15 protein-coding genes are annotated in these 24,781 nt (G+C 66.5%); 10 read left to right on the forward strand and 5 right to left on the reverse strand.

Annotation, left to right across the window (positions count from 1 at the left end; translation table 11 throughout):
- Position 1: 1 nt before the first annotated feature.
- A complete protein-coding gene (locus tag AC5Y46_RS04720; protein WP_499945505.1) occupies positions 2 to 8,269 on the reverse strand; it encodes a BTAD domain-containing putative transcriptional regulator in 8,268 nt (2,755 codons plus the stop codon).
- Between the two features lie 101 nt (positions 8,270 to 8,370).
- Between AC5Y46_RS04720 and AC5Y46_RS04725 the strand changes: the two genes are divergently transcribed.
- On the forward strand, positions 8,371 to 8,697 hold the full coding sequence (locus tag AC5Y46_RS04725; protein WP_499945502.1) for a hypothetical protein: 327 nt from the start codon (positions 8,371 to 8,373) through the stop codon (positions 8,695 to 8,697).
- A 235-nt stretch (positions 8,698 to 8,932) separates the two neighbouring features.
- Entirely contained in the window at positions 8,933 to 10,225 is a 1,293-nt protein-coding gene (locus AC5Y46_RS04730; RefSeq protein WP_499945501.1) for a citrate synthase, read from the forward strand.
- Positions 10,226 to 10,292: 67 nt separating this feature from the next.
- Here the strand turns inward: AC5Y46_RS04730 and AC5Y46_RS04735 are convergent, their stop codons facing one another.
- Complete coding sequence (locus AC5Y46_RS04735; protein WP_499945500.1) at positions 10,293 to 11,876, reverse strand: phytoene desaturase family protein; 1,584 nt, start codon at positions 11,874 to 11,876, stop codon at positions 10,293 to 10,295.
- An 89-nt stretch (positions 11,877 to 11,965) separates the two neighbouring features.
- Here AC5Y46_RS04735 and arfA point away from each other — a divergent pair, with 89 nt between their 5' ends.
- The 3 genes from arfA to arfC are packed head-to-tail and all read left to right on the forward strand — an operon-like array spanning position 11,966 to position 13,861.
- On the forward strand, positions 11,966 to 12,991 hold the full coding sequence (gene arfA / locus AC5Y46_RS04740; RefSeq protein WP_499945498.1) for a channel-forming protein ArfA/OmpATb: 1,026 nt from the start codon (positions 11,966 to 11,968) through the stop codon (positions 12,989 to 12,991).
- A 10-nt stretch (positions 12,992 to 13,001) separates the two neighbouring features.
- Positions 13,002 to 13,205: a hypothetical protein gene (locus tag AC5Y46_RS04745; protein WP_499945496.1), complete on the forward strand. Its 204-nt coding sequence runs from the start codon at positions 13,002 to 13,004 to the stop codon at positions 13,203 to 13,205.
- On the forward strand, positions 13,202 to 13,861 hold the full coding sequence (gene arfC, locus AC5Y46_RS04750; protein WP_499945494.1) for a channel accessory protein ArfC, sunset domain variant: 660 nt from the start codon (positions 13,202 to 13,204) through the stop codon (positions 13,859 to 13,861). Before AC5Y46_RS04745 ends, arfC begins: the two co-directional genes overlap by 4 nt.
- A 291-nt stretch (positions 13,862 to 14,152) precedes the next feature.
- Here the strand turns inward: arfC and AC5Y46_RS04755 are convergent, their stop codons facing one another.
- Both AC5Y46_RS04755 and prrA read right to left on the reverse strand, forming a co-directional pair.
- Positions 14,153 to 15,493, reverse strand: coding sequence for a HAMP domain-containing sensor histidine kinase (locus AC5Y46_RS04755; RefSeq protein WP_499945492.1), 1,341 nt, complete (start codon positions 15,491 to 15,493; stop codon positions 14,153 to 14,155).
- Positions 15,494 to 15,509: 16 nt separating this feature from the next.
- Complete coding sequence (gene prrA, locus AC5Y46_RS04760; RefSeq protein ID WP_036364553.1) at positions 15,510 to 16,211, reverse strand: two-component system response regulator PrrA; 702 nt, start codon at positions 16,209 to 16,211, stop codon at positions 15,510 to 15,512.
- Between the two features lie 371 nt (positions 16,212 to 16,582).
- On the opposite strand from prrA, the gene AC5Y46_RS04765 reads away from it, so the two are divergent.
- Entirely contained in the window at positions 16,583 to 17,239 is a 657-nt protein-coding gene (locus AC5Y46_RS04765; protein ID WP_499945489.1) for an ABC transporter transmembrane domain-containing protein, read from the forward strand.
- Here the strand turns inward: AC5Y46_RS04765 and AC5Y46_RS04770 are convergent.
- Positions 17,232 to 18,728 carry a carboxyl transferase domain-containing protein gene (locus AC5Y46_RS04770; protein WP_499945487.1) on the reverse strand — a complete coding sequence of 499 codons (1,497 nt, stop codon included), beginning with the start codon at positions 18,726 to 18,728 and terminating at the stop codon, positions 17,232 to 17,234. The genes AC5Y46_RS04765 and AC5Y46_RS04770 overlap by 8 nt on opposite strands.
- A 28-nt stretch (positions 18,729 to 18,756) precedes the next feature.
- Between AC5Y46_RS04770 and AC5Y46_RS04775 the strand changes: the two genes are divergently transcribed.
- The 4 genes from AC5Y46_RS04775 (at position 18,757) to AC5Y46_RS04790 (ending at position 24,708) form a co-directional block, all read left to right on the forward strand.
- The gene (locus AC5Y46_RS04775) at positions 18,757 to 19,488 is read left to right on the forward strand and encodes an enoyl-CoA hydratase (protein ID WP_499945485.1); all 732 of its coding nucleotides are present in this window, start codon (positions 18,757 to 18,759) and stop codon (positions 19,486 to 19,488) included.
- A gap of 5 nt (positions 19,489 to 19,493) precedes the next feature.
- Positions 19,494 to 20,612, forward strand: coding sequence for an MBL fold metallo-hydrolase (locus tag AC5Y46_RS04780; protein ID WP_499945483.1), 1,119 nt, complete (start codon positions 19,494 to 19,496; stop codon positions 20,610 to 20,612).
- 128 nt (positions 20,613 to 20,740) lie between these two features.
- Positions 20,741 to 22,324 carry a serine hydrolase gene (locus AC5Y46_RS04785; protein WP_499945481.1) on the forward strand — a complete coding sequence of 528 codons (1,584 nt, stop codon included), beginning with the start codon at positions 20,741 to 20,743 and terminating at the stop codon, positions 22,322 to 22,324.
- Positions 22,321 to 24,708 (forward strand): cation-translocating P-type ATPase, encoded by a 2,388-nt coding sequence (locus AC5Y46_RS04790; RefSeq protein WP_499990222.1) that lies wholly within the window; start codon positions 22,321 to 22,323, stop codon positions 24,706 to 24,708. The genes AC5Y46_RS04785 and AC5Y46_RS04790 overlap by 4 nt, the downstream gene beginning before the upstream one ends.
- Positions 24,709 to 24,781 lie beyond the last annotated feature (73 nt).

Here is a 24,781-nt window from a genome sequence, read left to right on the forward strand (position 1 = left end):
GTCACTGAGCGTCGTCGAACTTGGCGAGCGCGGCCTCAAGGTCTTCCTCGGCGAAGAGCTCGCAGCGGGTGATTCGGTCGCGTTCGACAATCACCACTTGGATCATGCGCCATTCGAGGTCAGAGCCCTCGCGCGAGGAGCCATACGAATGATTGGTGATGACCGCTCCGAGGTTGCTGAGCCGATGCACTGCCTCGATTCTGACCCTGAACTCCGGGGTGAAATCCCGGAAGGTACGAATTACGGCGGTCAGGTCGCTGGCTGAGAACGGCGTTCCTCGCCGGTTGTCCACGTTGACCCAATCCATTGCGGGAAACTCGTACCGGTTGAACGCGGAGTAAGTGCCTGAAATTAGCGACCAAACGAATGCATGGGTGGCCGCTTCGCCTGCGAGGTATCGGGCATCGAGTTCTTCAAAAGCGGCGTCGAAGTCGTCCATGTCGAACGTGACAGCCGCGACAATCCGGTCGTCGAAGTTGGTCTCGACAATGACGAGTACCTCGGTAGAAAACGCTTCGGAAGCCGGATCGCGATTCGAGAAGCGGCTACTGAGAAGGGCGAGCCGTGTTCCGCGGGTTGCTACGACGGCCGACGTCACGTTCATAGTGGACAGGTTGGCGATCGCGCGCACGTCCACAGTCAGGGCATCTCTACCGCTTCGGACTCCCGCACCCACCACCCGACGGCGATCGTCAGTGAAAATGTTCTCGGCCAGTATCGTCGCCATGCCGTCCCAGTTGCCTGCCGCGAGAAGCGTCAGATAGCGCCCACCCGCCTGGCTCGCCGCGTTTTCCAGTCGCGGTGCCTGCGGCCGCATTTCCTCGAAGCGCGCAAGCGCGGCGCCGAGATCGTTCTCATCAAAGAGCTCGACGCGGCTGATCTGGTCAGCGGTGCGCATCGTGATGCTCAGTTCCCGGAACTCCGCGTCGAAGCCCTGGGCTGATGTCCCACTCCACGCGTACGTGACCAATGCCCCGTGGTCGCCGAGCCGGTGCACAGCCTCGATAAATCCCCTGGAGTTCGGCATGAGATCCCATGTGGCACGAAGAAATGCGCTTAGGTCTCCGGACTCGAATGATCGTCCCTTCCGCTGGTCGACGCTGATCATGTCCGGCGTCATTGCTGGCAGCTCGTGCCGGTCGAGGGCGGCGTAAGCGGCCATAGTCACCGACCACGTTCGTGCGTGAGCCGCCGCTTCGCCGGCGAAGTAGCGGGTGTCGAGTTCCGCGAAGGCGGCATCGAAGTCATCGGCATCGAAAGCGATTTGCGCCGAGATCCGCTCGTCGGTGTCGACCTCGACGATGATGAGCATGTCGCTGCTGAAGTCGCCTTGCTGCAAATCCCGGTTCGGCGAACAGATGCGAGTGAGGGCGAGGTGCTCCCCGCGGGTCGCGACGACGGTCCACGTCGACGGCGCCGTATCGGCCAGGGCTTGCAGGTTCGCGACCACGACGTCGCGACCGTCCCAGAATCCGGAACTCGTCACGCGCCGGCGATCATCGACCAAACTGTCGTCGGTCAGGATCGCGGCCAACGCCGCCCAGTTGCGGGCGCGGAAGTACGCAAAGTTTCGGTCATTTGCCCGGCTCGCCGCGTTTTCCAGTCCAGGCCGTGGGAGTTCGTCGAACCTTGCGAGTGCGGCTTCGAGGTCGGCCTCGTCGTACACCTCGACGCGGTTGATCCGACCGGTTTTGACAGTCAGAACAAGGATCATTCGCCACTCGACGGCAAACCCGTCTGGCGAGCTTCCCCACGCGGCATAGGTGCCCACCGCTCCCACATTGCTGAGCCGATGTACCGACTCGATCAGCATGCTGAGTTCTGGTGTGACGTCCCAGATGTCGCGCATGGCTACTTGGGGATCGGTCGCGTCGATTACCGCGAGCCGTCGATGGTCGATGGCCGCCCAGTCCGCGGTCGGAAGTTCGTGCCGGTTGAACGCGGCGCATTCACGTGTGACAACAGACCAAGTCTGCGCGTGAGCGCCGGCTTCGCCGGCCAGGTATCGGGCGTCGAGTTCCTCGAGCGCAGCCTCGAAATCGGTCAGATCGAACGCGACGATTGCCGAGATCCGCTCGGCGGCGTCGATCTCAAGTACGTATAGAAGATCGACGCGAAACGCTTCGGGTTTCTCGTCGGTGCGCGAAAACCGGGCCTGGGTAAGGACGAGGCGATCGCCGCGAGTGGCAAGGGCCTCCGAAGCCATTTGCGTCACCCCCAGGTCGAGGGCCGTCCGGAACTGTCTGACCATGGCATCCCGACCGGTTCCGATGCCCTCGCCTACCAGAAGGCGACGATCTTCGGCGTAGAGGTCGTCGGCGCAGATCTTCGCTAACGCGTCCCAGTCACGGGCAGCGAAGTACGCCAGTAATCGGTCGTACACCCGGCTTGCCCCGTTTTGCAGTCGCGGTGCCGGCGCGCTGAGCTGATCGAACTTCGCGAGCGCGGCGTCGAGGTCTGTCTCCTCGAAGACCTCGCGGCGATTGATTTTGTCGCCATCAAAGGTGAGAAGACCGATTGCCCGCCACTCGGCCTCGAAACCGTCGCGCGAGCTCCCCTTCAGCACATGAGTCGCGAGCGCGCCGCGGCCGCTCAACCGATGCACAGCCTCGATGTAGATGCTGCTGCCCGGCGCGGCGTCCCACGTGGATCGGATGTACGCGGTCAAGTCACCGGGTGTGAACGATATCCCTCGGCGATGGTCCGTATTGACGCAGTCGGGCGTCATAGCGGGGAGTTCGTGCCGGTTGAACGAGGCGCAGGCACCTGCGATGAGAGACCAGGTGTCCGCGTAAGCTGCCGCCTCGCCGGTGAGATAACGCGCATCGAGCTCAGCGATGGCCGCGTCGATGTCGTCGACATCGAAGGTGATACCCGCCGTCACTTGGTTGTCGGCGTCGACTTCGACGAGGCAAAGCATCTCGAGACTGAACGGATCGGGCCGCTGGTTGCCGCCCGACATCCGGCTGCGAGTGAGCACCAGGCGCTCCCCACGGGTTGCGATGACACGCGACTCGCAGCTCCTGACCCCGACGTCGACGATGGCCCGCAGATTCGCAATCTGCGCAGCCCGGCCGCGTTGAACACCGCTGCGTATCAACCGACGACGATCGTCGTAGTAGCTGTCGTCGGTAGTCATCTCCGCCATGGAGTCCCAGTCACGAGTCGCGAGGTACGCATTGAAGCGGTCGTAGACTCGGCTTGCCGCATTCTCCAAAAGCGGTGCGGGTCGGCTCAGCCGGTCGAACGTTGCGATTGCGGTTTCCAATTCCGCCTCGTCGTAGACTTCGAAACGCTTAACCTTGTCACCGTCGACCATCTGCAAATCGATACCGCGCCACTCGGCGTCAAAACCCATAGCCGAAATGCCTTGCGCCACATGCGTACACACCGCGGCACGGTCACTGAGCCGATGTACGGTCTCGACGTAGAGTCGGACGCCTCGGAAATTGCCCAGGTTACTGAGGTCGTCGAGCAGATCACCGGGCGCGAAAGAGACCGGACGATGATCGATGCTGACGCAATCCGTTGCGAACGAGGGACGCTCGCCTCGATTGACCGCAGCGGGGCCACGTGCAATCACCGACCACGTATGAGCGTGCGGCGCGGCCTCGCCGCTGAGGTAGCGACGGTCGAGTTCGGCGACCGCGGCATCGAAGTCGTCAAGGTCGAACACAACGCGCGCCACAATCCGTTCTGTGGCGTCGATCTCGACGACGGCGAGCACGTCGATGCCGAATGCGTCCGGACGGTGGTCACCGAAAGAGGACTGGACCCGATTGAGTACTAGGCATCCGCCTCGTGTCGCAATGGTATTCGTCGCCATGCTGTTGATCCCAGCTTTGGCCACTACCGATAGTTCGGCCATCACGGCATTGCGTCCCTGTCGAAGTCCCGAGCCCACCACCTTGCGGCGATCATCTTGGACGACATGCTCGGCCAGGGATTCTTTCACCGCGTCCCAGTCGTTGCCCACGAAATATGTGTTGACCCGCTGGCATACGCGGGTCGCCGCGTTTTCGGGTCGTCGAGGCTGCGGCCGTGCTTGCTGCTCGAAGCGGGCATCCGCGGCGTCGAGTTCGGCCATCGCCGCGACAAGGTCTTCGGAGTCGAACCACACCTGCGTTGCGATTCGGCCATCCTCGTCTAACACGCAGACTTGCAGAAATTCGTCGTGCGGCGAGCCAGCAGTGTCGTCACAAGTGGTTACGGCTAACCGAGTTACCGCCATGCGTTCGCCGCGCACCGCAACGACGCCAACAATTCGGAAGCGCAGCGCGCCGTCTTCAGCGAGCCGTCGTACCTGGTGCGGCCAAGGGCCAGCAGGTAGATCGTCCAGATTGAAGCGGACAATCTTTCGCCGGCTCTCGACAACGACGCCAGGCGCAAACAACTGCTCCAATTCGTCCCAGGCCTCAACATCCAGCGCGGCCGCCACCTGTCTGACCGCTCGCACACAGGCGTTTTCTGGCTCGAGTCTGGGCGCTTCAGGCATTGGCAGCGGGGCTACGCAGAGATCTTGCTCCACGATCTTGCGGGCAATCTCGGTAAGCGCCGCAGCGCCTTTCAGCTCATACAGCTCGACGGCTCGCTCCGCAGCAGCATGGGCCTGCGCGAGGTCGTCGCAAGCCTCCAAAACCGTTGCCAGGGCAAGGCATGCGTCGCCGTGGTCCACCAGCAAGTCGGTACGCTCGGCAAGTCCCACGGCGGCCTGAGCTACGCGGCAGGCCTCGTCGTGTGCTCCGCTGCGCGACAACAGATGCGCCCGAAGGGTGCGCCACGCGATTGACGGCTTCAGTGCATGTCCGGCCAGACGCTCGCTCTCGCAGCACAACTCGTCCGCCTCGCCGTCTCGGCCCAGCGCCAAGCGGGCGCGGCCCAGCAGGGCAGCGGTTTCAGCGGTGTCGGCGTCAAGACCCATGCGACGAAAACCGTTGTAAGCCTTCATTAGATGCGGCTCGGCTGCAGCCGCGTCGTCGGCGACAAGCTCCACGATCCCGGCGAACTGCTCGACTTCGAGCAGTGCGGGCCGCAAGCCGAGCTCGGTCACGGTCCGACGCGCGGAGTCGATCATCCGCCGGGCCGCGGCCGTGCGGCCGCGGAAGGCTTCCAACACGGCTTGACACCGGGTCGAGGTGGCCTCGACCGCTGGCGAGTCGGTGGTTATTCGCAGCAGCCGCACCACGTCGAGGCACCGTCCGCCGGCCCGCGGCACCGGGTTGGGTCCCCATAAGGCCGCCAGCGGCGCACCGGCCAGCACCGCGTTCACCCGGCGGTGTTCGCGCGCGCGCCGCGCCGCCGTCAAGGCATCATCCAGGGTGGCTTCACAGTCACCGATACGCCCAAGGCGTGCAAGGCATCCGGCACGCACGGTATGGGCCTTCGCCTCCCCGGCGGCATCGGCCAAACCGGCCAACTCTTGGGCTGCGGTCTGCAACGCGACTTCTACCTCGTCCAATCGCTCGGGATGGATGAGCATCGACAACTGGCCGTCGAAGCAGGTGGCCCACGCCGACAGTTGCACCGAATCGACTGTCACCGAATGCAATTGGGAAACTGCGCCACCCGCCGAAGCTACATCACCAGCGGCCAGGAGCGCTTCGCAGCGCGCCACCAGCAGCGCGGCGGCCTGATCGTCACGGTCGGGCAGTTCCTCGTCGATCTCCTCCAACGCGTGCAAGGCATGGTCGTAGAGGTCGGCGGCACCTTCGTAAGCCAGCCGTGCCATCGCCTGGTCGGCGGCGCGTCGGCAGTACTGAACGGCCTTAGCCGCGTTGCCGGCCCAGGCGCATTCGAAATAGTGGTGAGCCAATTCGGCCAGCAACTCGTCCTCGGCGCCGGGTTGAGACTCCAACGTCGTGGCGATCCGTTGGTGCAGTCGCATCCGCCGCACCGAGGCAAGCTCGGTGAGCAGCGACTGGCGGACGATCGCGTGGTTGAAACGGTAACGGCCACCTGGCTCTTCGACGACGAGACCGGCCGCGCACGCCTCGTCGAACGCGTCGACGAGTTCACTCCCGATCACCTGCTCGACCAGTTCCAGGCCGAACCGGCTACCGACCACCGCAGCCGCCGAGAGCGCCTTGTTCGTCTCCTGCGAGAGTCGAGAAAGCCTGCGGCTCACGGCTTCTCGAACACCCTGGGGAAGGGTGCTCTGATCCCATACGCCGCCACTTTCATCGACGTGACGCAGGGCCTCAATGAGGAAGAACGGGTTTCCGCCGGTGACAGACGCCAGGGCGTGGGCGAGTTCCTCGTCGTCATAGCCGGCTTCGGCCACGTAGGTGGTCACGTCGTCTTCGTCGAGTCCGCTCAGATTCAGCCGGCTGGCGGTGCCGTTCCGGTGCAGGTCGGCCAGCATTGCCGCCAACGGGAGGGAGCGGTCCAGATCGGTGCTGCGGTACGTGCCCACGATTTGCACGCGGGCATGGTCGCCGAACCGCAGCAGATGCCGCAAGAGCAGCAGCGTCGGCTTGGCCGCCCAGTGCAGGTCGTCGAGGATCAGCACGATCGGCGCCGCGGCCGACGCGATCTCCAGGAGCGCGACGACGGCGTCGAACAGTGCGTAACGCTCGGTGTCAGGGTCCGCGCGGGCCGGGGACGCCAGATCGGCGACCGCGTCCAGCAGCCCGGGGGCCAGGGGGAGCAGCGCTTCGACGCCCCGCAGTCCCCGCAGCCGGTCCGCGCCGACGCACGGCACGAGCGCGCGCAAGGCTTCGGCAAACGGCTGATACGGCGCGCCGAGGTCCTCGTCGCAACGTCCGTAAAGCACGATCGAACCCTGTGCATACGCGCGGTGGGACCATTCGCCAGCCAGGCGCGTCTTGCCGACACCGGGTTCGCCGGCGATCAGCACCGCGTGCGCGCCGCTGCTCTGCCACGCGGTGAAAAGACGTTCCAGTTCCACGCCGCGGCCGACGAACGGGCCGGGAGCGGTCAACACGGCGGGCAGGGCGGGGCGGTCTATCGGTGCGTCGGCGACGACTTGCTCGCGCTGGTCGGTGTCCAGTCTCAGCTCGAAAACATGTTCTGGGCGCGCGAGGTTGCGCAGCTGGCGCATCCCCAGGTCGGCAAGCACGACATCGTCCGGAAGCGAGTCGATGACAAGCTCGGCGGTCGCTCGCGAGCACAAAGTCTGGCCGCCCGCGGCCAGCGAGCGCAGGCGCGCTGCCCGGTTGACCGCGCGGCCGAAGTAGTCGCCGTCGCGAAGCTCGACCTCACCGGTGTGCAGGGCTATGCGAATGCTCATCGGCTCGGCCAGTGTCCACGGCTCGTGAATGACCGCTTCCTGCAGCTCTATTGCTGCGGCAGCGGCAGCAGAGGGCCGTTCGAAGACCGAGAACGTGGCATCGCCCTCACCGCGCGTCTTGATCAGGCGTCCGCCGCGTGAGGTCACGACCTGTTCGACGAGCTCGTCGTGGCGCGCCAGCGCGGTCGCCATGGCCGCAGCGTCAGCCTCCCAGGCCGCCGTCGACCCCTCGATGTCGGTCAACAGGAACGTCACCGCCCGGGTTACCGTCGAAAGATTCTGCGCAACAGGGATTTCCAGTCCCGCGTCCTGTGCGACGACCGCTGCCTCCAGGCGGCGCAGTTCCGGACCGGGATCGACACCCAGCTCCTCGGCGAGCAGCGCCCGCGCCCGTTGATACGCGCCGAGGGCCTCGCCCTGCCTACCGGCGCGATACAGGGCGAGCATCAGCTGGCCCCATCGCCGCTCGCGTAGCGGCGCGTCAGCCACCACGGCCTCGAGCTCGCCGATGATCTCTGCGGCACGGCCCGTCGCCAGCAGCGCATCGGCGCGGTCCTCCACCAGTGCGGCGTGCTCTTCCGCCCACCGCGTCTTCTCGGCGGTTCCGCGCTGACTGTCGGGCAGTTCGGGGATTCCGCGCCATAAAGCCAGGGCCTCGTCGAAGCGAGCCACCGACTGGCCGCTGTCCCCGGCAGCGGCCGCCTCGCGACCCCGCCGAGCGAACGACCGGTAACTCGCGGTGTCAACCTCCGTCCCGGCCAGGATCCATCCGGCGCCTTCGGTCAAGACGAAGCCGTCGCCGAGGGTGCGACGCAGCAGCGAGATGTGAGTCTGCAGAGCCTTTCCGGCGGTGCGCGGCGGCTCCTTGCCCCAGAGCAGTTCGATGAGGGTGGCAGCGGAGACGACCGAACCGGCGTGCAGCCCGAGCATCGTGAGTAGGGCGCGCGGTTTTGTGTCCGGGATCATGATGGTTGCGCCATGCTGCCGGACTTGAAGAGGGCCCAAAACCCCCAGTTCCACGTCTTGAAGAGTAGTCACGAAGGCCATCGTTGGGCAGAGGATTCAACGGGCAGTCAAGGTCGAGTAAAGGCGGTCCACGCGATTGGAGTAGGCGGGTACTTGTGCCCGAGCACTCGGCATACCAGGAGCAGTTCGTCCAGAACTTGACGACCAACGCTACGTCCTATGCCGGCGCGGAAAGCGCCAACACCTTGAGTCTCAACTTGCTGTCCGGGGTGGACGCATTCAGGCTGGGGTCCACTGTGGCGTTGCTTGCTGCGGCGATCGGATATGCGGGGTTGCTTTACAACTTCGTGCCGTTCCTGCCGGAAGCATTGATATTTCCCTTGGCTGCGCCGGCCGGATTATTGTTGTTCGCTGCATTTGCGAATGCAGTGTTCTGGGCGATCGTCGAGTCCGGCTTGGCGTCTCTTCTTGGAATCGCATGATGTCGAATTACCTCGTTTGGTGAGGCGCGAACGCCGCACCGGTGTGCCGTTCGCCGCCGAATGTCACCCAGGCGTGACCGTCGCAAGCAGCAGCGGTCCTAGCTGCACGCCGCGCAGGACCTGCAGACCTGACCCCGGGCAGGCACGCCATCGTGATAACGACTACCTTCACCTATGACGCTCCTAGTGCACCTAGGGCGGGCAGCCATATCAGCCTGAGCGCAAAGGGGTTCTCGTGGGCGACACCGACGACACCGCATCTCTGAAGTACCCGGGGGGCGATATCGACCTGAAAATCGTCCGCGCCACCGAAGGTGCCGACGGCATCGCGCTCGGTCCGCTGCTGTCCAAGACCGGGCACACCACCTTCGACAACGGGTTCGTCAACACCGCCGCCTGCAAGAGCGCCATCACCTACATCGACGGCGACGAGGGCATCCTGCGCTACCGCGGCATCCCGATCGACCAGCTCGCGGAGAAGTCGACGTTCATCGAGGTCTCCTACCTGCTCATCTACGGCGAGCTGCCCACCACCGACCAACTGGCCGAGTTCACCGGCAAGATCCAGCGCCACACCATGCTGCACGAGGACCTCAAGCGGTTCTTCGACGGATTCCCGCGCAACGCGCATCCGATGCCGGTGCTGTCCAGCGTGGTCAACGCCCTTTCGGCGTACTACCAGGACGCCCTGGACCCGATGGACAACTCTCAGGTCGAGCTGTCCACGATCCGGCTGCTGGCCAAGCTGCCCACGATCGCCGCCTACGCCTACAAGAAGTCGGTCGGCCAGCCGTTCCTCTACCCGGACAACTCGCTGACATTGGTGGAGAACTTCCTGCGCATGACGTTCGGCTTCCCGGCCGAGCCCTACCAGGCCGACCCCGAGGTGGTACGCGCGCTGGACATGCTGTTCATCCTGCACGCCGACCACGAACAGAACTGTTCGACGTCGACGGTCCGGTTGGTCGGCTCGTCGCGCGCCAACATGTTCACCTCGATCTCCGGCGGCATCAACGCGCTGTGGGGTCCCCTGCACGGTGGCGCCAACCAGGCGGTGCTGGAAATGCTCGAGGAGATCCGCGAGAGCGGCGACGACGTCGGCGAGTTCGTCCGCAAGGTGAAGAACCGCGAAGAAGGCGTCAAGCTGATGGGCTTCGGTCACCGCGTCTACAAGAACTACGACCCGCGTGCCCGCATCGTCAAGGAACAGGCCGACAAGATCCTGGACAAGCTGGGCGGCGACCCGCTGCTGGACATCGCCAAGCAGCTCGAAGAGGCCGCGCTGACCGACGACTACTTCATCGAGCGCAAGCTCTACCCGAACGTCGACTTCTACACCGGCCTGATCTACCGGGCACTGGGCTTCCCGGTCCGGATGTTCACGGTGTTGTTCGCGCTGGGCCGGCTGCCCGGCTGGATCGCGCACTGGCGCGAGATGCACGACGACAGCGACAGCAAGATCGGCCGGCCGCGCCAGATCTACACCGGCTACACCGAGCGCGACTACGTCGCCATCGACGGCCGCTAGTTTCGCTGCGAGCTGGGGGCACCACCCCCTCGCGAGCAGACGCAAAAGCCCCTGATTCGTGCCGAATTCAGGGGCTTTTGCGTCTGCTCGCCGTCAAGGTCGCCAGCACGGCCATCGCCGCGTTGTGCCCGCCGATGCCCGAGACCCCGCCGCCGCGGCGAGCGCTCGCGCCGCACCGCATGATCCGCGGGTGTTCGGTGGCCACCCCCCATCGCTGTGCCGGAGTGTCCAGCGGATCGTCGTCCTCGACGAACGGCCACGACAGCGCGCCGTGGAAGATGTTGCCCGCCGTCATGCCCAGCGCGTGCTCCAGGTCCCGTGTGGTCGTCGTCTCCAGGCACGGCCGGCCCTGCGCGTCGACGAGCAACAGATCTTGAATCGGTTCGGCCAGAACGGAATTCAGCGATCCGAGTACGGATTCGGTGAGCACGACGGCGTCCGCGCGCAGTGACGGCGGTGTGTGCAGACCGAACACCGTCATCGTCTGCACACCGGGCAACTCAGGCGACACGATGCTCGGATCGGCCAGCGAATGGCAGTAGGCCTCGCACGGCAACGGGTCCGGCACGTCTCCGTCCGACGCCCTCGTGTAGGCGGCGTCGAGCTGTGACCAGGTCTCGTTGACGTGCAGCGTCCCGGCGAATGCCTGCTCCGGTGTCACCCGCGGGTCCCGTAACCGGGGCAGTCGTCGCAGCACCATGTTGACCTTGACCTGCGCGCCCGGCGCCAGGGCGGGTGCCGACTCGCCCAACAGGTCGGCCAGTAGGACCGGCCCCACCCCGCTCAGTACGAACCGCGCCTGCAGCACACACTCGTCGTCGTGCCGGCGATAGCGCACCTCGCCATCCGGGTCTATCGCGAAAACATCTGCGTCAGTGCTGATTTCAGCTCCGTAGCCGGTGGCCGCCGCGGCCAGGGCCGCCGACACCGCGCCCATGCCGCCGACCGGCACATCCCAGTCGCCGGTGCCGCCACCCAGCACGTGATACAGCAGGCAGATGTTCTGCAGCAGCGACCGGTCGTCCAGTCGGGCGAAGGTGCCGATCAGTGCGTCGGTGGCGATCACCCCGCGGACCACGTCGTTGCCGACGGTGCCGGCGATCGCCCGCCCGATCGGTTCGTCGACCAGGGCTTGCCACGCAGACGCCGCGTCGGGATCACCACCGTCCAGCACGAGCCGGCGGGCTTGTTCGCGGGTGCGCAGCGGCTCGAGCAGGGTCGGCCAAAAGCGCCGCGTCACCAGCCGAGAGCGCCGGTAGAACGCGTCGAAGCCCTGCTCGTCGGCCGCGGCGCCGAGCGCGTCGAACCCGCCGGGTGATCCGACGAGCAGACCGGTGCGTCCCCCGGTGATGGGGTCCGGGGTGTAGGACGAATACGCGCGTCGGCTCAGCCGTACCCGAACGCCCAGGTCATCGAGTATGCGCGACGGCAGCAGGCTGACCAGGTACGAATAGCGTGACAGCCGGACGTCGACGCCGTCGAAGGCCCGTGCCGATATCGCGGCGCCGCCGACGTGTGCTTGGCGTTCCAGGACCCGCACTCGCAAACCCGCGCGCGCCAGGTAGGCGGCCGCGACCAGCCCATTGTGCCCACCGCCGACGATCACGACGTCGTACCGGGGATTGACCGCCGGGCCAGTCCCGTTGGCCATCGCTACAGTCTGCCCGACGTTCCCCCGGGAACGGGCCGGGACTCGGTAGGCTGCTAATCGCCTGGAAGTGCACGAACGAGTGAGGAGCGATGGCCGGTTCAGAGGTGGGTGTGACGGAAGCACCCACGCCCGCCGAGCCCGTGGCCCAGGACCGACCGACCCGACGGCAGCTCGTCCGGCTCTGGCTGATCGGTCTGGCGCTGATCCCGTTCCTGCTCGCCCTGATCAGCTACGGCGCATACGAGCGTCCCATGGCCGTCAACGGCCCAACCGGCGATCTGCCCACGCTGTCCCCGACATCGGTCAGTATCTCGATGGCGCCCAGCCTGTCGTTGTCGCTGCTGTCCGTCAGCCGCGACGGCAACGGCATCACGTTGATCGGTGACTTTCCCGACGAGGCGTCGAAAGCGTCATTGATGAAGGCGCTCAAGGGATTACTGGCGCCGGGAGTCGCCGTCGTCGACCAGATCCGCATCGACCCGCTGGTGCACACCCTCGACTTCACCAACGCCGAACCCGTTTTCACCGCCGGCGCCCCGATTCCAGACTTCAACTTCAAGGTCGAGAAAGACACCGTCACGCTGACCGGCACCGCTACCACACCGGACCAGAAGGAGGCGATCGGCCGCGCCGCCGCCGCCGCCTGGCCGGACGTCAACCTGACCAACAAGATCGTGGTCAAAGGCCAGATCACGCCGATGCCCCCGGGTGGTACGCCGGCCCCGCCTGCCCCTGCCCCTGCGGCGGCCGCGAATTGCGGCGATCTACAGGCCGCCATCAACGCCATGACCGGTGGTCCGCTTGCGTTCGGAAACGACGGCGTGAGCCTGACACCGGAGGACAACGACATCCTGATCCGGGTGGCCGACAAGCTCAAGGCATGTCCGGACGCCCGCGTCACCATCAACGGCTACACCGACAACGCCGGCAGCGAGGCCGTCAATATTCCGCTGAGCACCCAACGGGCCACCGCCGTCGCCGAATACGTCATTGCCAACGGCGTGCCGCGCGCCCGGGTCACCGCCAAGGGGATGGGGTCGGCCAATCCGATCGCGAGCAATGACACCCCAGAGGGACGGGCCAAGAACCGCCGCGCCGAGATCGTGGTCGGCTAGGGGATCGGATATGGGTTTCGTGGTCCAGTGGTTGATCTGCTCGGTCGCTTTTGTCGGCGGTTCGGCCGTGGCTTACGGAATAGCGTTGCTGCTCAAGCCCAAACAACGCGACGCCGAAGACGCGCCCGCCCCCGAGCCCGAACCCGAACCCCGCCCCGACCCCGAACCGCAGCCCGTCGAGCAGGAGTCTTCGGAGATCGGAGCCAAAGGGTGAGCGGTCAACTGCACTGGTGGCCCGCCGCTGTCGCGTTCGGGCTCGGCATGGTGCTGACGCTGACGCTGATGATGCGCCCGGCCAAAGTCCCGATGCCGGCCTGGGTGTCGGGTCAACCGGGGCCGCTGGCCCAGCCCGAGCCGCCGACGATGAAGGTGCCGGCCAGCGAGGCGCCTACCCAACGGATCCCGGTGGCCAGGCCGCGACCGGCGAAGAAGACCGCCGCCAAAGTGCCACCGAGAAAACGCAGGCCGATTCCGCGAGACGATGCGACGGAGGCGATTGCGGTCCCAAGGAAGAGGACCGCGAAGAAGGTCCCGGCGAAGAAGGCCAGACCCAGACGCCCACCCGGTCGGATTCCTGTCACGAAAGACCTTGCGACGCAGACTGATACGCTCAGCGAAGCGCAGACGGTGCAGATACCTCTGGTGCCGTACGCGCCGTACGGCCCTGGGTCCATGCGTGCCGATCCCGACGGGACTGGGCCGGAGGGCTGGCAGGTGAAGGGCCGCACCGATTCTCGGCTGTTCTATCTTCCCGATGATCCGGGCTACGACGACGTCGAGGCCCAAGTCTGGTTCGAGGACGAGGATTTCGCCAGGCGGGCGTTTTTCATGCCGGGGCGCGACAGCGCGCCTACCAGCCCCGAGGACTAGGGCGTTTCTGACAATAGCGCCGGTCCTGGTGAGGCGGGTTGAGTTGCATGGGGGTGCGCATCCTGACGCTGGTTTCGCGCCCAGATTTTGCACGCGGAGTAAGCGTTTGGGTTGTTTCGTGATTTCGCTGTGAAGACTTGGTCTTGGGGGTGAAGGGACGGCTTTCGGGGTGAAACCAGGGCGGGAAAATCGGCGAAATCCCGCCGTGGTTTCCCTCGCAAAGCCCAGGTTTCACACTGAAAGCCCAGGTTTCACACTGAAAGCCCCAGGTTCACCCGAACTCGACACCGACTAGCTGGGGCCGGGCAGGCGCAGCACCAGTCGCGCCCCGCCCATTGCGCTGCTCTCCAAAGTCGCCGTGCCACCGTGTAATTGGGCCTGCTGAGCGACCAGCGCCAGGCCCAGGCCGGACCCGGAATGTGAGGCGGTCGAACCTCGCGAGAATCGTTCGAACACGATCCGGCGTTCCTCTTCGGGCACGCCGCTGCCGTCGTCGTCGATGGCGATCTCCACTCCGGCTCGCGAGCTGACCGCCGACACCTGGACATGGGTGGCGCCGCCGTGCTTGACGGCGTTGGCGATCGCGTTGTCCACCGCCAGGCGCAGCCCGGCCGGCATCCCGACGATGATGCACGTCGGCGACGGCACCAGGGACACGTCGACGTCGGGGTAGATGCGGGTGGCATCGTGAGCGGCCCGGTCCAGCAGATCGGTGATGTCGACCGGTACGTGGTCATCGGAGGTGGACAGCTCGCCTTGGGCGAGCCGCTCCAACGCGCTCAGGGTGGCCTCGATGCGCGACTGGGTGCGGATGACGTCGCCGAGCACTTCCTTGCGCTGCTCGTCGGGCATGTCCAGGGTGGCCAGCACCTCGAGGTTGGTCCGCATCGCGGTCAGCGGGGTGCGCAACTCGTGCGAGGAGACCGCGGCGAAGTCACGGGCCGAGGCCAGCGCCTCCTGCGTCCGGTTCTGCTCGTTCCAGATGCGTTGCAGCATGCCCCGCATGGCCTCGGCGATCTCGACGGCTTCACTGGCGCCGTGCACCTCGACCCGCGGGGCTTCGTCGCCGGCATCGATCGACCTCGTCTGTTCGGCGAGTTGTTTGAACGGCCGCACCGCGAAAGCGGCCAGCAGCCAAGCGAACACGGCGGCCGCCGCCACGGCGAAGATGCAGATCAACAGCACCCGCCGATGCAGGTTGTTGGTTTCGGCGTACGTCGCGTCGTAGGTCGCGCCGACGGCCATCGACATCGGTTCCGGTCCGGAGATCTCCACCGTGCGCACCCGGTAACGCACCCCGTTGATGTAGGTGTCGGCGTAGTCGGCCTGCAGTGGCGGCAAGGTGATGTCGGAGTTCGACTTGACCACGTTGCCGCGGCGCACCGTGATCAGGGCGTCCTGGTCGTTGGGGGAGCGCGGGATCTCGTCGAGACCGCGCGGCACGAACGGGATGGCGAAACCAGCGGCCTCGTCGAGCCGGCGGTCCAGCCGCTCTTTGCGGTCCTTGGTGATACCGACCCACACGACAACGCCCACGATCAGCACGGGAATCGCGGCGCCGATCGCCGTCGCGACCACCACCCGGGTCCGTAGCGAGGGCGTTCGGGCGAAGATCCGCGACAGGATGTTCATCGGCAATACTGCGGCCTTACTGCATCCGAAGGACGAACCCGACTCCCCGGACGGTGTGCAGGAGCCGCGGACCGCCGTTGGCCTCCAACTTGCGTCGCAGGTAGCCGATGAAGACATCGACGACGTTGGTGTCGGCGGCGAAATCATAGCCCCACACCAGCTCCAGCAACTGCGCGCGGGACAGCACTGCGGTCTTGTGCTCGGCCAGCACGGCCAGCAGGTCGAACTCTCGCTTGGTCAGGTCCACGTCCACGCCGTTGACCCGAGCCCGGCGGCCCGGGATGTCCACCTCCAGCGGGCCCACCGTGATGGTTTCCGACGACGACGTCGCGGTGGCTCCGCGGCGGCGCAGCAGCGCGCGCACCCGGGCCACCAGTTCGGCCAGCACGAACGGCTTGACCAGGTAGTCGTCGGCTCCGGCCTCCAGACCGGCCACCCGGTCGTCGACCGAGCTGCGGGCGCTGAGCACGCACACCGGCACGTCGTTGTCCATCGCGCGCAGTGCCGTGACGACGCTGACGCCGTCCAGCACCGGCATGTTGATGTCCAGCACGATCGCGTCCGGGCGGGTCTCGGTGGCGCTGCGCAGGGCTTCGGCGCCGTCGACCGCCGTCGACACCTCGAAACCGGAGAGCCGCAGGCCGCGCTCCAGCGAGGCGAGCACGTCGGAGTCGTCGTCGACGACCAAGACCCGAGGTGAGTTGACACCAGTGTCCATGGGTTCATCTTGCCTGATTGTCGGGTGCGACGGTGGGAGGCACGAGCAGTCCGCGGGATGCCGGGACCGTAGCAACGCATTGTCGAAATGGTTATCGTTTCGACGCTGCGCAGCGACCGGGCCTGGTTGCCGACGTGCAATCATCGAGATCGGGTGGCAGGTCACGACATTCGGCGTCGCGACCGAAATTCGTTGTTGCGATTCGCCTTTGACGCCATCTCTCGCAACGGGATCGGGAGACGAGCTCGATGACCGACGTCATGCCCGCCCCGTATGAGGTGGCCCAGGCGCCCGACCAGGACCCGCGTCGGTGGAGCGTCATGGGTGCGGCGGCAATCCTTACTTGCGTTGCGGCCGTTGGGTTCCCACTCATGGCGAGGGCGACGATCGATGGCCCGCTGAGCTACTACGATCACCGTGGGCTGTGGGTGCCGGGGGTGGCGGCCATCGCTTTGCTGTTGTCCGAGTCGGCGATGTGGTTGATACGCCGCCGGGTCACCGTCTGTGCGGCGACGGGCCTGGGACCCGCGATTCGCCGAGACTTGCACCAAGGCTTGCATATCTTGCCGCTGACCTTTCACCTGCGTTGCCAGACCGGGAAATTGGTGTCGCGTTCAGTGAGCGATCAGGACACCGTGCGCGGTCTGCTCTCGTTCGGCGCGGTGCTGGTGGTGCTCGACAGCCTTCAACTCGCCGTGGTGACAGTGTGTCTGCTCGCGCTGTACTGGCCGATGGGGGTGGTGGCGCTGGCCATGGTCGCGGCGCTGCTCGCCACGGTGCTGCACCATCAGGGCGAACTGAGTTTGCCCAGGTTGCCCGCGCAGGTCTGGACGGTGCTGGAGGTCATCCCCAATCTCGCTCTGGTCGTCGTGCTGGGGCACGGGGCGTACGCGGTGTGGCATGGCCTGATCACCATGGGCACGCTGACGGCGTCGCTGCTGATGACGCTGTCCCTGGTCTGGCCAGCCACCGGGCTGGGCTTTCTGTTGTCGATGACCCGCGAAGCGATGAGAGGGTCGGCTAACTGAGCGTGTTCCCGGCCTCCGGCAGGCCGATACGGCGGTAGCGCCGCAAGCGCGCGTCCAAGCGCCCGGCGTCGGGCAACATCCGCAGCGCGTGTACCTCCGCGGCGATCGCGCGGGACAGCCGCGCCGAGAACTCGGCCGGCTCGTCGGCGGCGTCGGGACGTTCGGGCACGACCGCGTCGACGATGCCGGCCGCCAACAGGTCGGTCGACCGGATACCTTGTGCCGCAGCGAGTTCCGGTGCATGTGTGATGTCACGAAAGACGATCGCGCTGGCGCCCTCGGGCGGCAGCGGGGCCAGCCACCCGTGCTGCGCGGCCAGCACCCGGTCGGCGGGCACCATGGCCAGCGCCGGCCCGCCGCTGCCCTGACCCAACAGCACCGACACCGTGGGAGTCGCCAACGTCACCAGCTCGGCCAGGCACTGGGCGATCTGCCCGGCCAAGCCGCCCTGTTCGGCTTCGATGGACAATGCCGGCCCTGCGGTGTCGATCACCAGCACCAGGGGGAGTCGCAGTTCGGCGGCCAAGGCCATACCCCGGCGCGCCTCGCGCAGCGAAGCGGGCCCGACGGCATTGCCGCCACCGGGTTGGGTCCGCTGCTGGCCGAGCACCACCACCGGCTGACCGCAAAACCGGGCCAACGCCAGCAGCGTCGTCGTACCCCGACCGGTGCCCGACAACGGCACCAAATCGGTAGCGCCGTGGCGCAACAGGTCCCGCACATCGGGCCGATCCGGGCGCCGCGAAGCCAGCACCGAATCCCAGGCACCGACGTCGGGCACCGGCTCGGCCGGCTGAGGTGCCGGCGGCGGCCCGGGGGCGTCGGCGATCACCGTCAGCGCCCGGTCGAGCGTGTCACGTAACTCACCGAGCGCGACGACGTCATCGATCACCCCGTGCCGCTGCAGGTTCTCCGCCGTCTGCACGCCGGACGGGAACGGCTCGCCATACAGCAACTCGTACACGCGGGGACCGAGAAACCCGATCAGCGCGCCCGGCTCGGCGAACGTCACGTGACCCAGCGATCCCCAGGACGCAAACACCCCGCCCGTCGTCGGGTTGCGCAGATAGACCAGGTACGGCAGGTGGGCTTGGCGGTGCAGCCGGACGGCGGCGGCTATCTTGACCATCTGCAGGAACGCGACCGTACCCTCCTGCATGCGGGTGCCGCCCGAGCTCGGCGACGCCAGCAACGGCAACCGCTCGGCGGTGGCGCGCTCGACCGCCGAAGTGATCCGTTCTGCGGCGGCCACCCCGATCGACCCGGCCAGGAAGTCGAAGTCGCAGACCACCACCGCCACCCGGCGTCCGAAGACCGTTCCCTCGCCCGTGGAGACGGATTCGTCGCGTCCGGTGGCGGCCCGGGCGTCGGCCAGCTCACGGGCGTAGGACGGCGAGGTCGGCACCGTGAGCGGGTCGGTGTCCCAGCTGAGGAACGAGCCGGGGTCGAGTACCGTGTCGCGCAGTTGATCGGTCGTGATACGGCTCACACCGACGAGGCTAGTTATCCTGGCCCCCATGATCGGTATCACCCAGACCGAAGCCGTCCTGACCATCGAACTGCAGCGACCGGAGCGGCGCAACGCGCTGAACTCCCAGCTCGTCGAGGAGCTGCGGGAGGCGTTGCTGAAGGCGGGGGACGGCTCGGTGCGGGCCATCGTGCTGACCGGGCAGGGCACGGCGTTCTGCGCCGGGGCGGACCTGTCCGGCGACGCGTTCGCCGCCGACTACCCCGACCGGCTCGTCGAACTACACCGGGTCATGGACGCCACGTTGATCCCGGTGATCGGTGCGATCAACGGTCCCGCCATCGGCGCCGGGCTGCAGCTGGCCATGCAGTGCGACCTCCGGGTCGTCGCACCGGACGCGTTCTTCCAGTTCCCGACGTCGAAATACGGTCTGGCGCTGGACAATTGGAGCATCCGCCGGTTGTCCTCGCTGGTCGGTCACGGCCGGGCCAGGTCGATGCTGCTGACCGCGGAGAAACTGACCGCCGAGGTCGCGCTACAGACCGGCATGGCCAATCGGATCGGGACGCTTGCCGACGCCCAGGCCTGGGGCGCAGAGATCGCCGGGCTGGCGCCGCTGGCCATCCAGCACGCCAAGCGGGTACTCAACGACGACGGCTCCATCGAAGAAGCCTGGCCGGAGCACAAGGAGCTGTTCGACAAGGCCTGGGGCAGTCAGGACGTGATCGAGGCGCAGGTGGCCCGGGTCGAAAAGCGGCCACCGAACTTTCAGGGGGCCTGACGGACATGACGAACCGGGCGCTGCGACTGGCCGCCGGCACCGTCTCGCTGGCAGCGGGCGGCTGGTTGCTACGCGCCCTGCACGGCGCCCCCTCGGCGCTGGGCGCCGACCCCGGAGCCATCGAAGCCGTCACAGCGGATTCGCCGAACTACCGGGACGGCGCGTTCGTCAACATCGACCCCGGCTCGCTCTACGTGATGAACCGCGAGCAGCTGCGCCAGGTCGCCTGGGAACTGGTCGGCGCACGCGTACACAGCCGTCCCGCGCGACCGATCCCGTTGGCATCGCCGTCCATTTATCAGGGTGAGCCGGCCGAATTGGCGGTCAGCTGGTTCGGTCACTCGACGGCACTGATCGAGATCGACGGTTACCGCGTGCTGACCGACCCGGTGTGGAGCGACCGCTGCTCGCCGTCGGACCTGGTCGGACCGCAACGACTGCATCCCCCGCCCGTGCAATTGGAAGGCTTGCCGGCCGTCGACGCCGTAGTGATCAGCCACGACCACTACGACCATCTCGACATCGACACCGTGCTCGCGCTGGCTCGCATGCAGCGGGCACCGTTCTTCGTGCCGCTCGGGGTTGGTGCGCACCTACGGTCGTGGGGGATACCCGAGCAGCGGATCGTCGAGCTCGACTGGAATCAGAGCGCGAAGGTCGACGAACTGACCATCGTCTGCGTACCGGCCCGGCACTTCTCCGGGCGCTTTCTGAGCCGCAACAACACGCTGTGGGCGTCCTGGGCGTTTGTCGGGCCGTCGCACCGGGCCTATTTCGGTGGCGACACCGGCTACACCAAGAGCTTTGCCGACATCGGTTCCGAACACGGGCCGTTCGACCTGACGCTGATGCCGATCGGCGCGTACAACACGGCCTGGCCGGACATCCACATGAACCCGGAGGAAGCGGTACGGGCTCATCTGGACGTCACCGACTCGGGGTCGGGGCTGCTGGTGCCGATTCACTGGGGGACGTTCCGGCTGGCGCCGCACCCCTGGTCCGAGCCGGTCGAGCGGGTGCTCGAAGCGGCCGAGGCGGACGGGGCTCAGGTGGCGGTGCCCAATCCTGGGCAGCGGATCGACACCGCCTCGCCGCTGCGATTCAGCGCGTGGTGGCGGCTCTGAGCGAACCTGGTTTCCTTCCCGCGAAACCAGATGCCGGCCCGCTTCATCGGGCGCGAGGGTCCTCAAATGTACGGCCAAAACGGCGTGTCGTCGTACATTTGAGCGCGCTCGCGGGAAAAGGATTAGCCATGAGGAAACGTGCGGCGACGGCCGCAGTCCTGCTGCTGATGGTGTCGCTGGTTGGCTGTGGTCCCGGGCGACCGGCGTCCAGTCCGTCGTCCACGCCGGTCCAGGTGCCGCCCAACGAGTTCTCCGGCTTGCAGATCCCCGCCGGCCGCATCGACGACGCCGTCGCCAAGGTCGACGGCCTGGTGGCCGAACTGATGAAGAACAGCGGCATCCCGGGTATGGCGGTGGCGATCGTTCGCGGCGGGAAGACGTTGTACGCCAAGGGGTTCGGCATCAGGGATGCAAGCAGGCCAGACGCTGCGGACAACAAGGTCAACGCCGACACCGTCTTTCAACTGGCCTCGATATCGAAGTCGATCGGTGCGACCGTGGTGGCGCACGAAGTCACCGACGGTGCCATCACCTGGGACACGCCCGTGGTGTCGAAGCTGCCGTGGTTCGCGCTCAGCGACCCTTACGTCACCGAGCACGTGACAGTCGCCGACCTTTATTCGCACCGCTCCGGGTTGCCCGACCACGCCGGCGATGCCCTGGAAGACCTGGGCTACGACCGCCGGCAAGTGCTGGAGCACCTGAAGTATCTGAGTCTGGCCCCTTTCCGGAACAGCTACGCCTACACCAACTTCGGGGTGACCGCCGGTGCCAGCGCCGCCGCGGCCGCCGCCGGCAAGTCCTGGGAGGACCTGTCCGACGAAGTGCTCTACCGACCGCTCGGGATGGCCTCGACGAGTTCCCGGCTCGCCGACTTCCTGGCCAGGCCCAACCGAGCGGTCAACCACATCAAGATCGGCGACAAATGGGAAGCACGTTTCCAGCGCGACCCCGACGCCCAGACTCCCGCGGGTGGGGTGAGCTCGTCGGTCAACGACATGGCGCACTGGCTGACCATGCTGCTCGCCCGCGGTACCTACAACGGTCAGCGCATCACCTCACCGGAAGCGTTGCAGCCCGCTCTCACCCCGCAGGTGATCTCCGTGGCCGCAAAAAACCCGCAGGCGCGGGCCGGCACCTACGGCTACGGTTTCAATGTGTCGGTGACCTCATCCGGACGTACCCAGTACAGTCACTCGGGAGCGTTCGGACTAGGCGCGGCAACGACTTTCGCGGTGTTGCCGTCGGAGGACGTGGCCATCGTCGCGCTGACCAACGCCGCTCCCTACGGTGTGCCGGAAGCGCTGACGGCCGAGTTCATGGACCTGGTGCAGTACGGCCAGGTGCGGGAGGACTGGGCCACGTTGTACCGGCAACAACTGGGTCCGATGAACCGCCCGGACGGTTCACTGGTCGGCAGGCCACCTCCGGTCAACCCGGCTCCGGCCCGGCCGCTGACCGAATACGTCGGTGTCTACGCGAACGACTATTGGGGGCCGGCCACCGTCACCGAACGTGACGGCCGCCTGCAGCTGGCGCTAGGGCCCAAGAACCAGACCTTCGACCTGACCCACTGGGACGGCGACACCTTCACATTCCCGCTGACCAACGAAAACGCCTTGCCCGGTTCGATTTCCAAAGCGACCTTCGTCGGCAACGCGCTGAACCTCGAGTACTACGACGCCGACAAGCTCGGAACATTCAACCGATGACCGCCGCGCCTGCCGTGACCGGATTGTCCGATGCCGAAGTGGCGCAACGGGTCGCCGACGGGCAAGCCAACGACCTTCCCGAGCGCGCCACCCGCAGCATCGCGCAGATCGCGCGGGCCAACGTCTTCACCCGGATCAACGCAATCCTGGGTGTGCTGTTCGCCATCGTGCTGGTGACCGGGTCGGTGATCAACGGGCTGTTCGGCTTGTTGATCGTCGCCAACAGCGTCATCGGCATGGTCCAGGAGATCCGCGCCAAGCGGACGCTGGACGAACTGGCCATCGTCGGACAGGCAAAACCATTGGTGCGCAGGCAATCCGGAACGTGTGCCCGCCCCCCCGACGAGGTGGTGCTCGACGACGTGATCGAGGTCGGTCCGGGCGACCAGATCGTGGTCGACGGGCAGATCCTCGAAGTGGACAATCTCGAGGTCGACGAGTCACTGCTCACCGGCGAAGCCGACCCGATCGCCAAACAGTCGGGCGAGGAAGTCATGTCGGGCAGTTTCGTCGTCGCCGGCTCCGGAGCGTACCGCGCCACCAAGGTCGGCCGTGACGCCTACGCGGCCAGACTCGCCGCCGAGGCCAGCAAGTTCACGTTGGTGAAATCCGAACTGCGCAACGGTATCAACAGAATCCTGCAGTTCATCACCTACTTGCTGATACCGGCCGGACTCCTCACCATCTACACCCAGTTGTTCACCACCAACGCGGGCTGGCGCGAGTCCGTGTTGGCGACCGTGGGTGCGTTGGTGCCGATGGTGCCGGAAGGTCTGGTGCTGATGACCTCGATCGCATTCGCGATCGGCGTCGTGCGACTCGGTCGGCGCCAATGCCTGGTGCAGGAGTTGCCCGCGATCGAGGGACTGGCCCGGGTCGACGTCGTCTGTGCTGACAAGACCGGCACGCTGACCGAGAGTGGCATGCGGGTAGCCGAGGTCGAAGATCTCGGCCCGGCCGGCGAAAGTCCCGCCGACGTGCTCGCCGCGCTGGCGGCGGCCGACCCCCGTCCGAACGCCAGCATGCAGGCGATAGCCGACGCATATCCCGACCCTCCCGGTTGGACCGTCACCGCCACAGCGCCTTTCAAGTCCGCGACCAAATGGAGCGGCGTGTCCTACCGCGATCACGGGGACTGGGTGATCGGGGCGCCCGACGTGCTGCTCGACCCGGACTCGGAGCCGGCCGCGCAAGCCGAGACGCTCGGCGGGCAGGGCCTGCGGGTGCTGCTGCTCGGCACCAGCGCCACCGCGGTCGACGATCCCGAAGCGCCCGGTGCCGTCGCTCCCGTCGCCCTGGTGGTGCTGGAGCAGAAGGTGCGCCCGGATGCCGGTGAAACACTGGGATACTTTGCGGCTCAAGGCGTTACCGTCAAGGTGATCTCCGGGGATAACGCCGTGTCGGTCGCCGCGGTGGCCGACAGGCTCGGACTGCACGGCGAGACGATGGACGCCCGGCGGATGCCGTCCGAACCAGCCGAACTGGCCGAGACCCTGGACACCTACACCACATTCGGCCGGGTGCGCCCCGATCAGAAGCGCACCATGGTGCACGCCCTGCAGGCGCACGGGCACACGGTGGCAATGACCGGTGACGGTGTCAACGACGTGCTCGCCCTCAAAGACGCCGACATCGGCGTGGCGATGGGTGCGGGCAGTCCGGCGGCCCGCGCGGTAGCGCAACTTGTGTTGCTGGACAACAAGTTCGCGACGCTGCCCTATGTGGTGGGCGAGGGGCGGCGAGTGATCGGCAACATCGAACGCGTCGCGAGCCTGTTCCTGACCAAGACGGTGTATTCGGCGTTGCTGGCACTGCTGGTCGGCATCGAATGCCTACTGGCCAAGCCATTGGGTGCCGATCCGCTGTTGTTCCCGTTCCAGCCCATTCACATCACCATCGCGGCCTGGTTCACGATCGGCATTCCGTCCTTCATCTTGTCGTTGGCGCCCAACAACGAGCGTGCTTACCCGGGTTTCGTGCGGCGGGTGCTGACCTCGGCGTTGCCGTCCGGCCTCGTCGTGGGAGTCGCGACGTTCGTCTCGTATCTCACTGCCTATCACGGCCGGCATGCGACGGGAGTGGAGCAGGACCAGGCGTCGACGACAGCGCTGATCACCTTGCTCGTGACGGCGGTGTGGGTGCTGGCCGTGGCGGCCCGGCCCTACCAATGGTGGCGGTTGGCGCTGGTCATCGTCTCCGCGCTGGCGTACGTGCTGATCTTCAGCTTGCCGTGGACGCAACAGAAGTTCTTCCTCGATCCGTCGAACCTGTGGGCGACGACGACGGCGCTGGCAATCGGTGCGACGGGGGCGGCCGTCATCGAGGCCTTGTGGTGGATCCGGGCCAGGGTCCTGGGAGTGAAACCGCAAGTGTGGCGAGGTTAGCACCGGCAGATAGGGTCGTACCGGCAATCAGGGGCCCCGGGGGGAGGGGCTCTTCGAGGGAAGGGGCGATCAG

It is taken from the genome of Mycobacterium sp. NGS59, from assembly GCF_059812345.1.

Coding starts and splice junctions, on each gene's coding strand:
- AC5Y46_RS04780 (WP_499945483.1), top strand. CDS start 19,494: ATGACGAACCGGGCGCTGCGACTGGCCGCCGGCACCGTCTCGCTGGCA.
- AC5Y46_RS04755 (WP_499945492.1), bottom strand. CDS start 15,493: ATGAACATCCTGTCGCGGATCTTCGCCCGAACGCCCTCGCTACGGACC.
- arfA (WP_499945498.1), top strand. CDS start 11,966: ATGGCCGGTTCAGAGGTGGGTGTGACGGAAGCACCCACGCCCGCCGAG.
- AC5Y46_RS04785 (WP_499945481.1), top strand. CDS start 20,741: ATGAGGAAACGTGCGGCGACGGCCGCAGTCCTGCTGCTGATGGTGTCG.
- AC5Y46_RS04765 (WP_499945489.1), top strand. CDS start 16,583: ATGGCGAGGGCGACGATCGATGGCCCGCTGAGCTACTACGATCACCGT.
- AC5Y46_RS04775 (WP_499945485.1), top strand. CDS start 18,757: ATGATCGGTATCACCCAGACCGAAGCCGTCCTGACCATCGAACTGCAG.
- prrA (WP_036364553.1), bottom strand. CDS start 16,211: ATGGACACTGGTGTCAACTCACCTCGGGTCTTGGTCGTCGACGACGAC.
- AC5Y46_RS04745 (WP_499945496.1), top strand. CDS start 13,002: ATGGGTTTCGTGGTCCAGTGGTTGATCTGCTCGGTCGCTTTTGTCGGC.
- AC5Y46_RS04735 (WP_499945500.1), bottom strand. CDS start 11,876: ATGGCCAACGGGACTGGCCCGGCGGTCAATCCCCGGTACGACGTCGTG.
- AC5Y46_RS04790 (WP_499990222.1), top strand. CDS start 22,321: ATGACCGCCGCGCCTGCCGTGACCGGATTGTCCGATGCCGAAGTGGCG.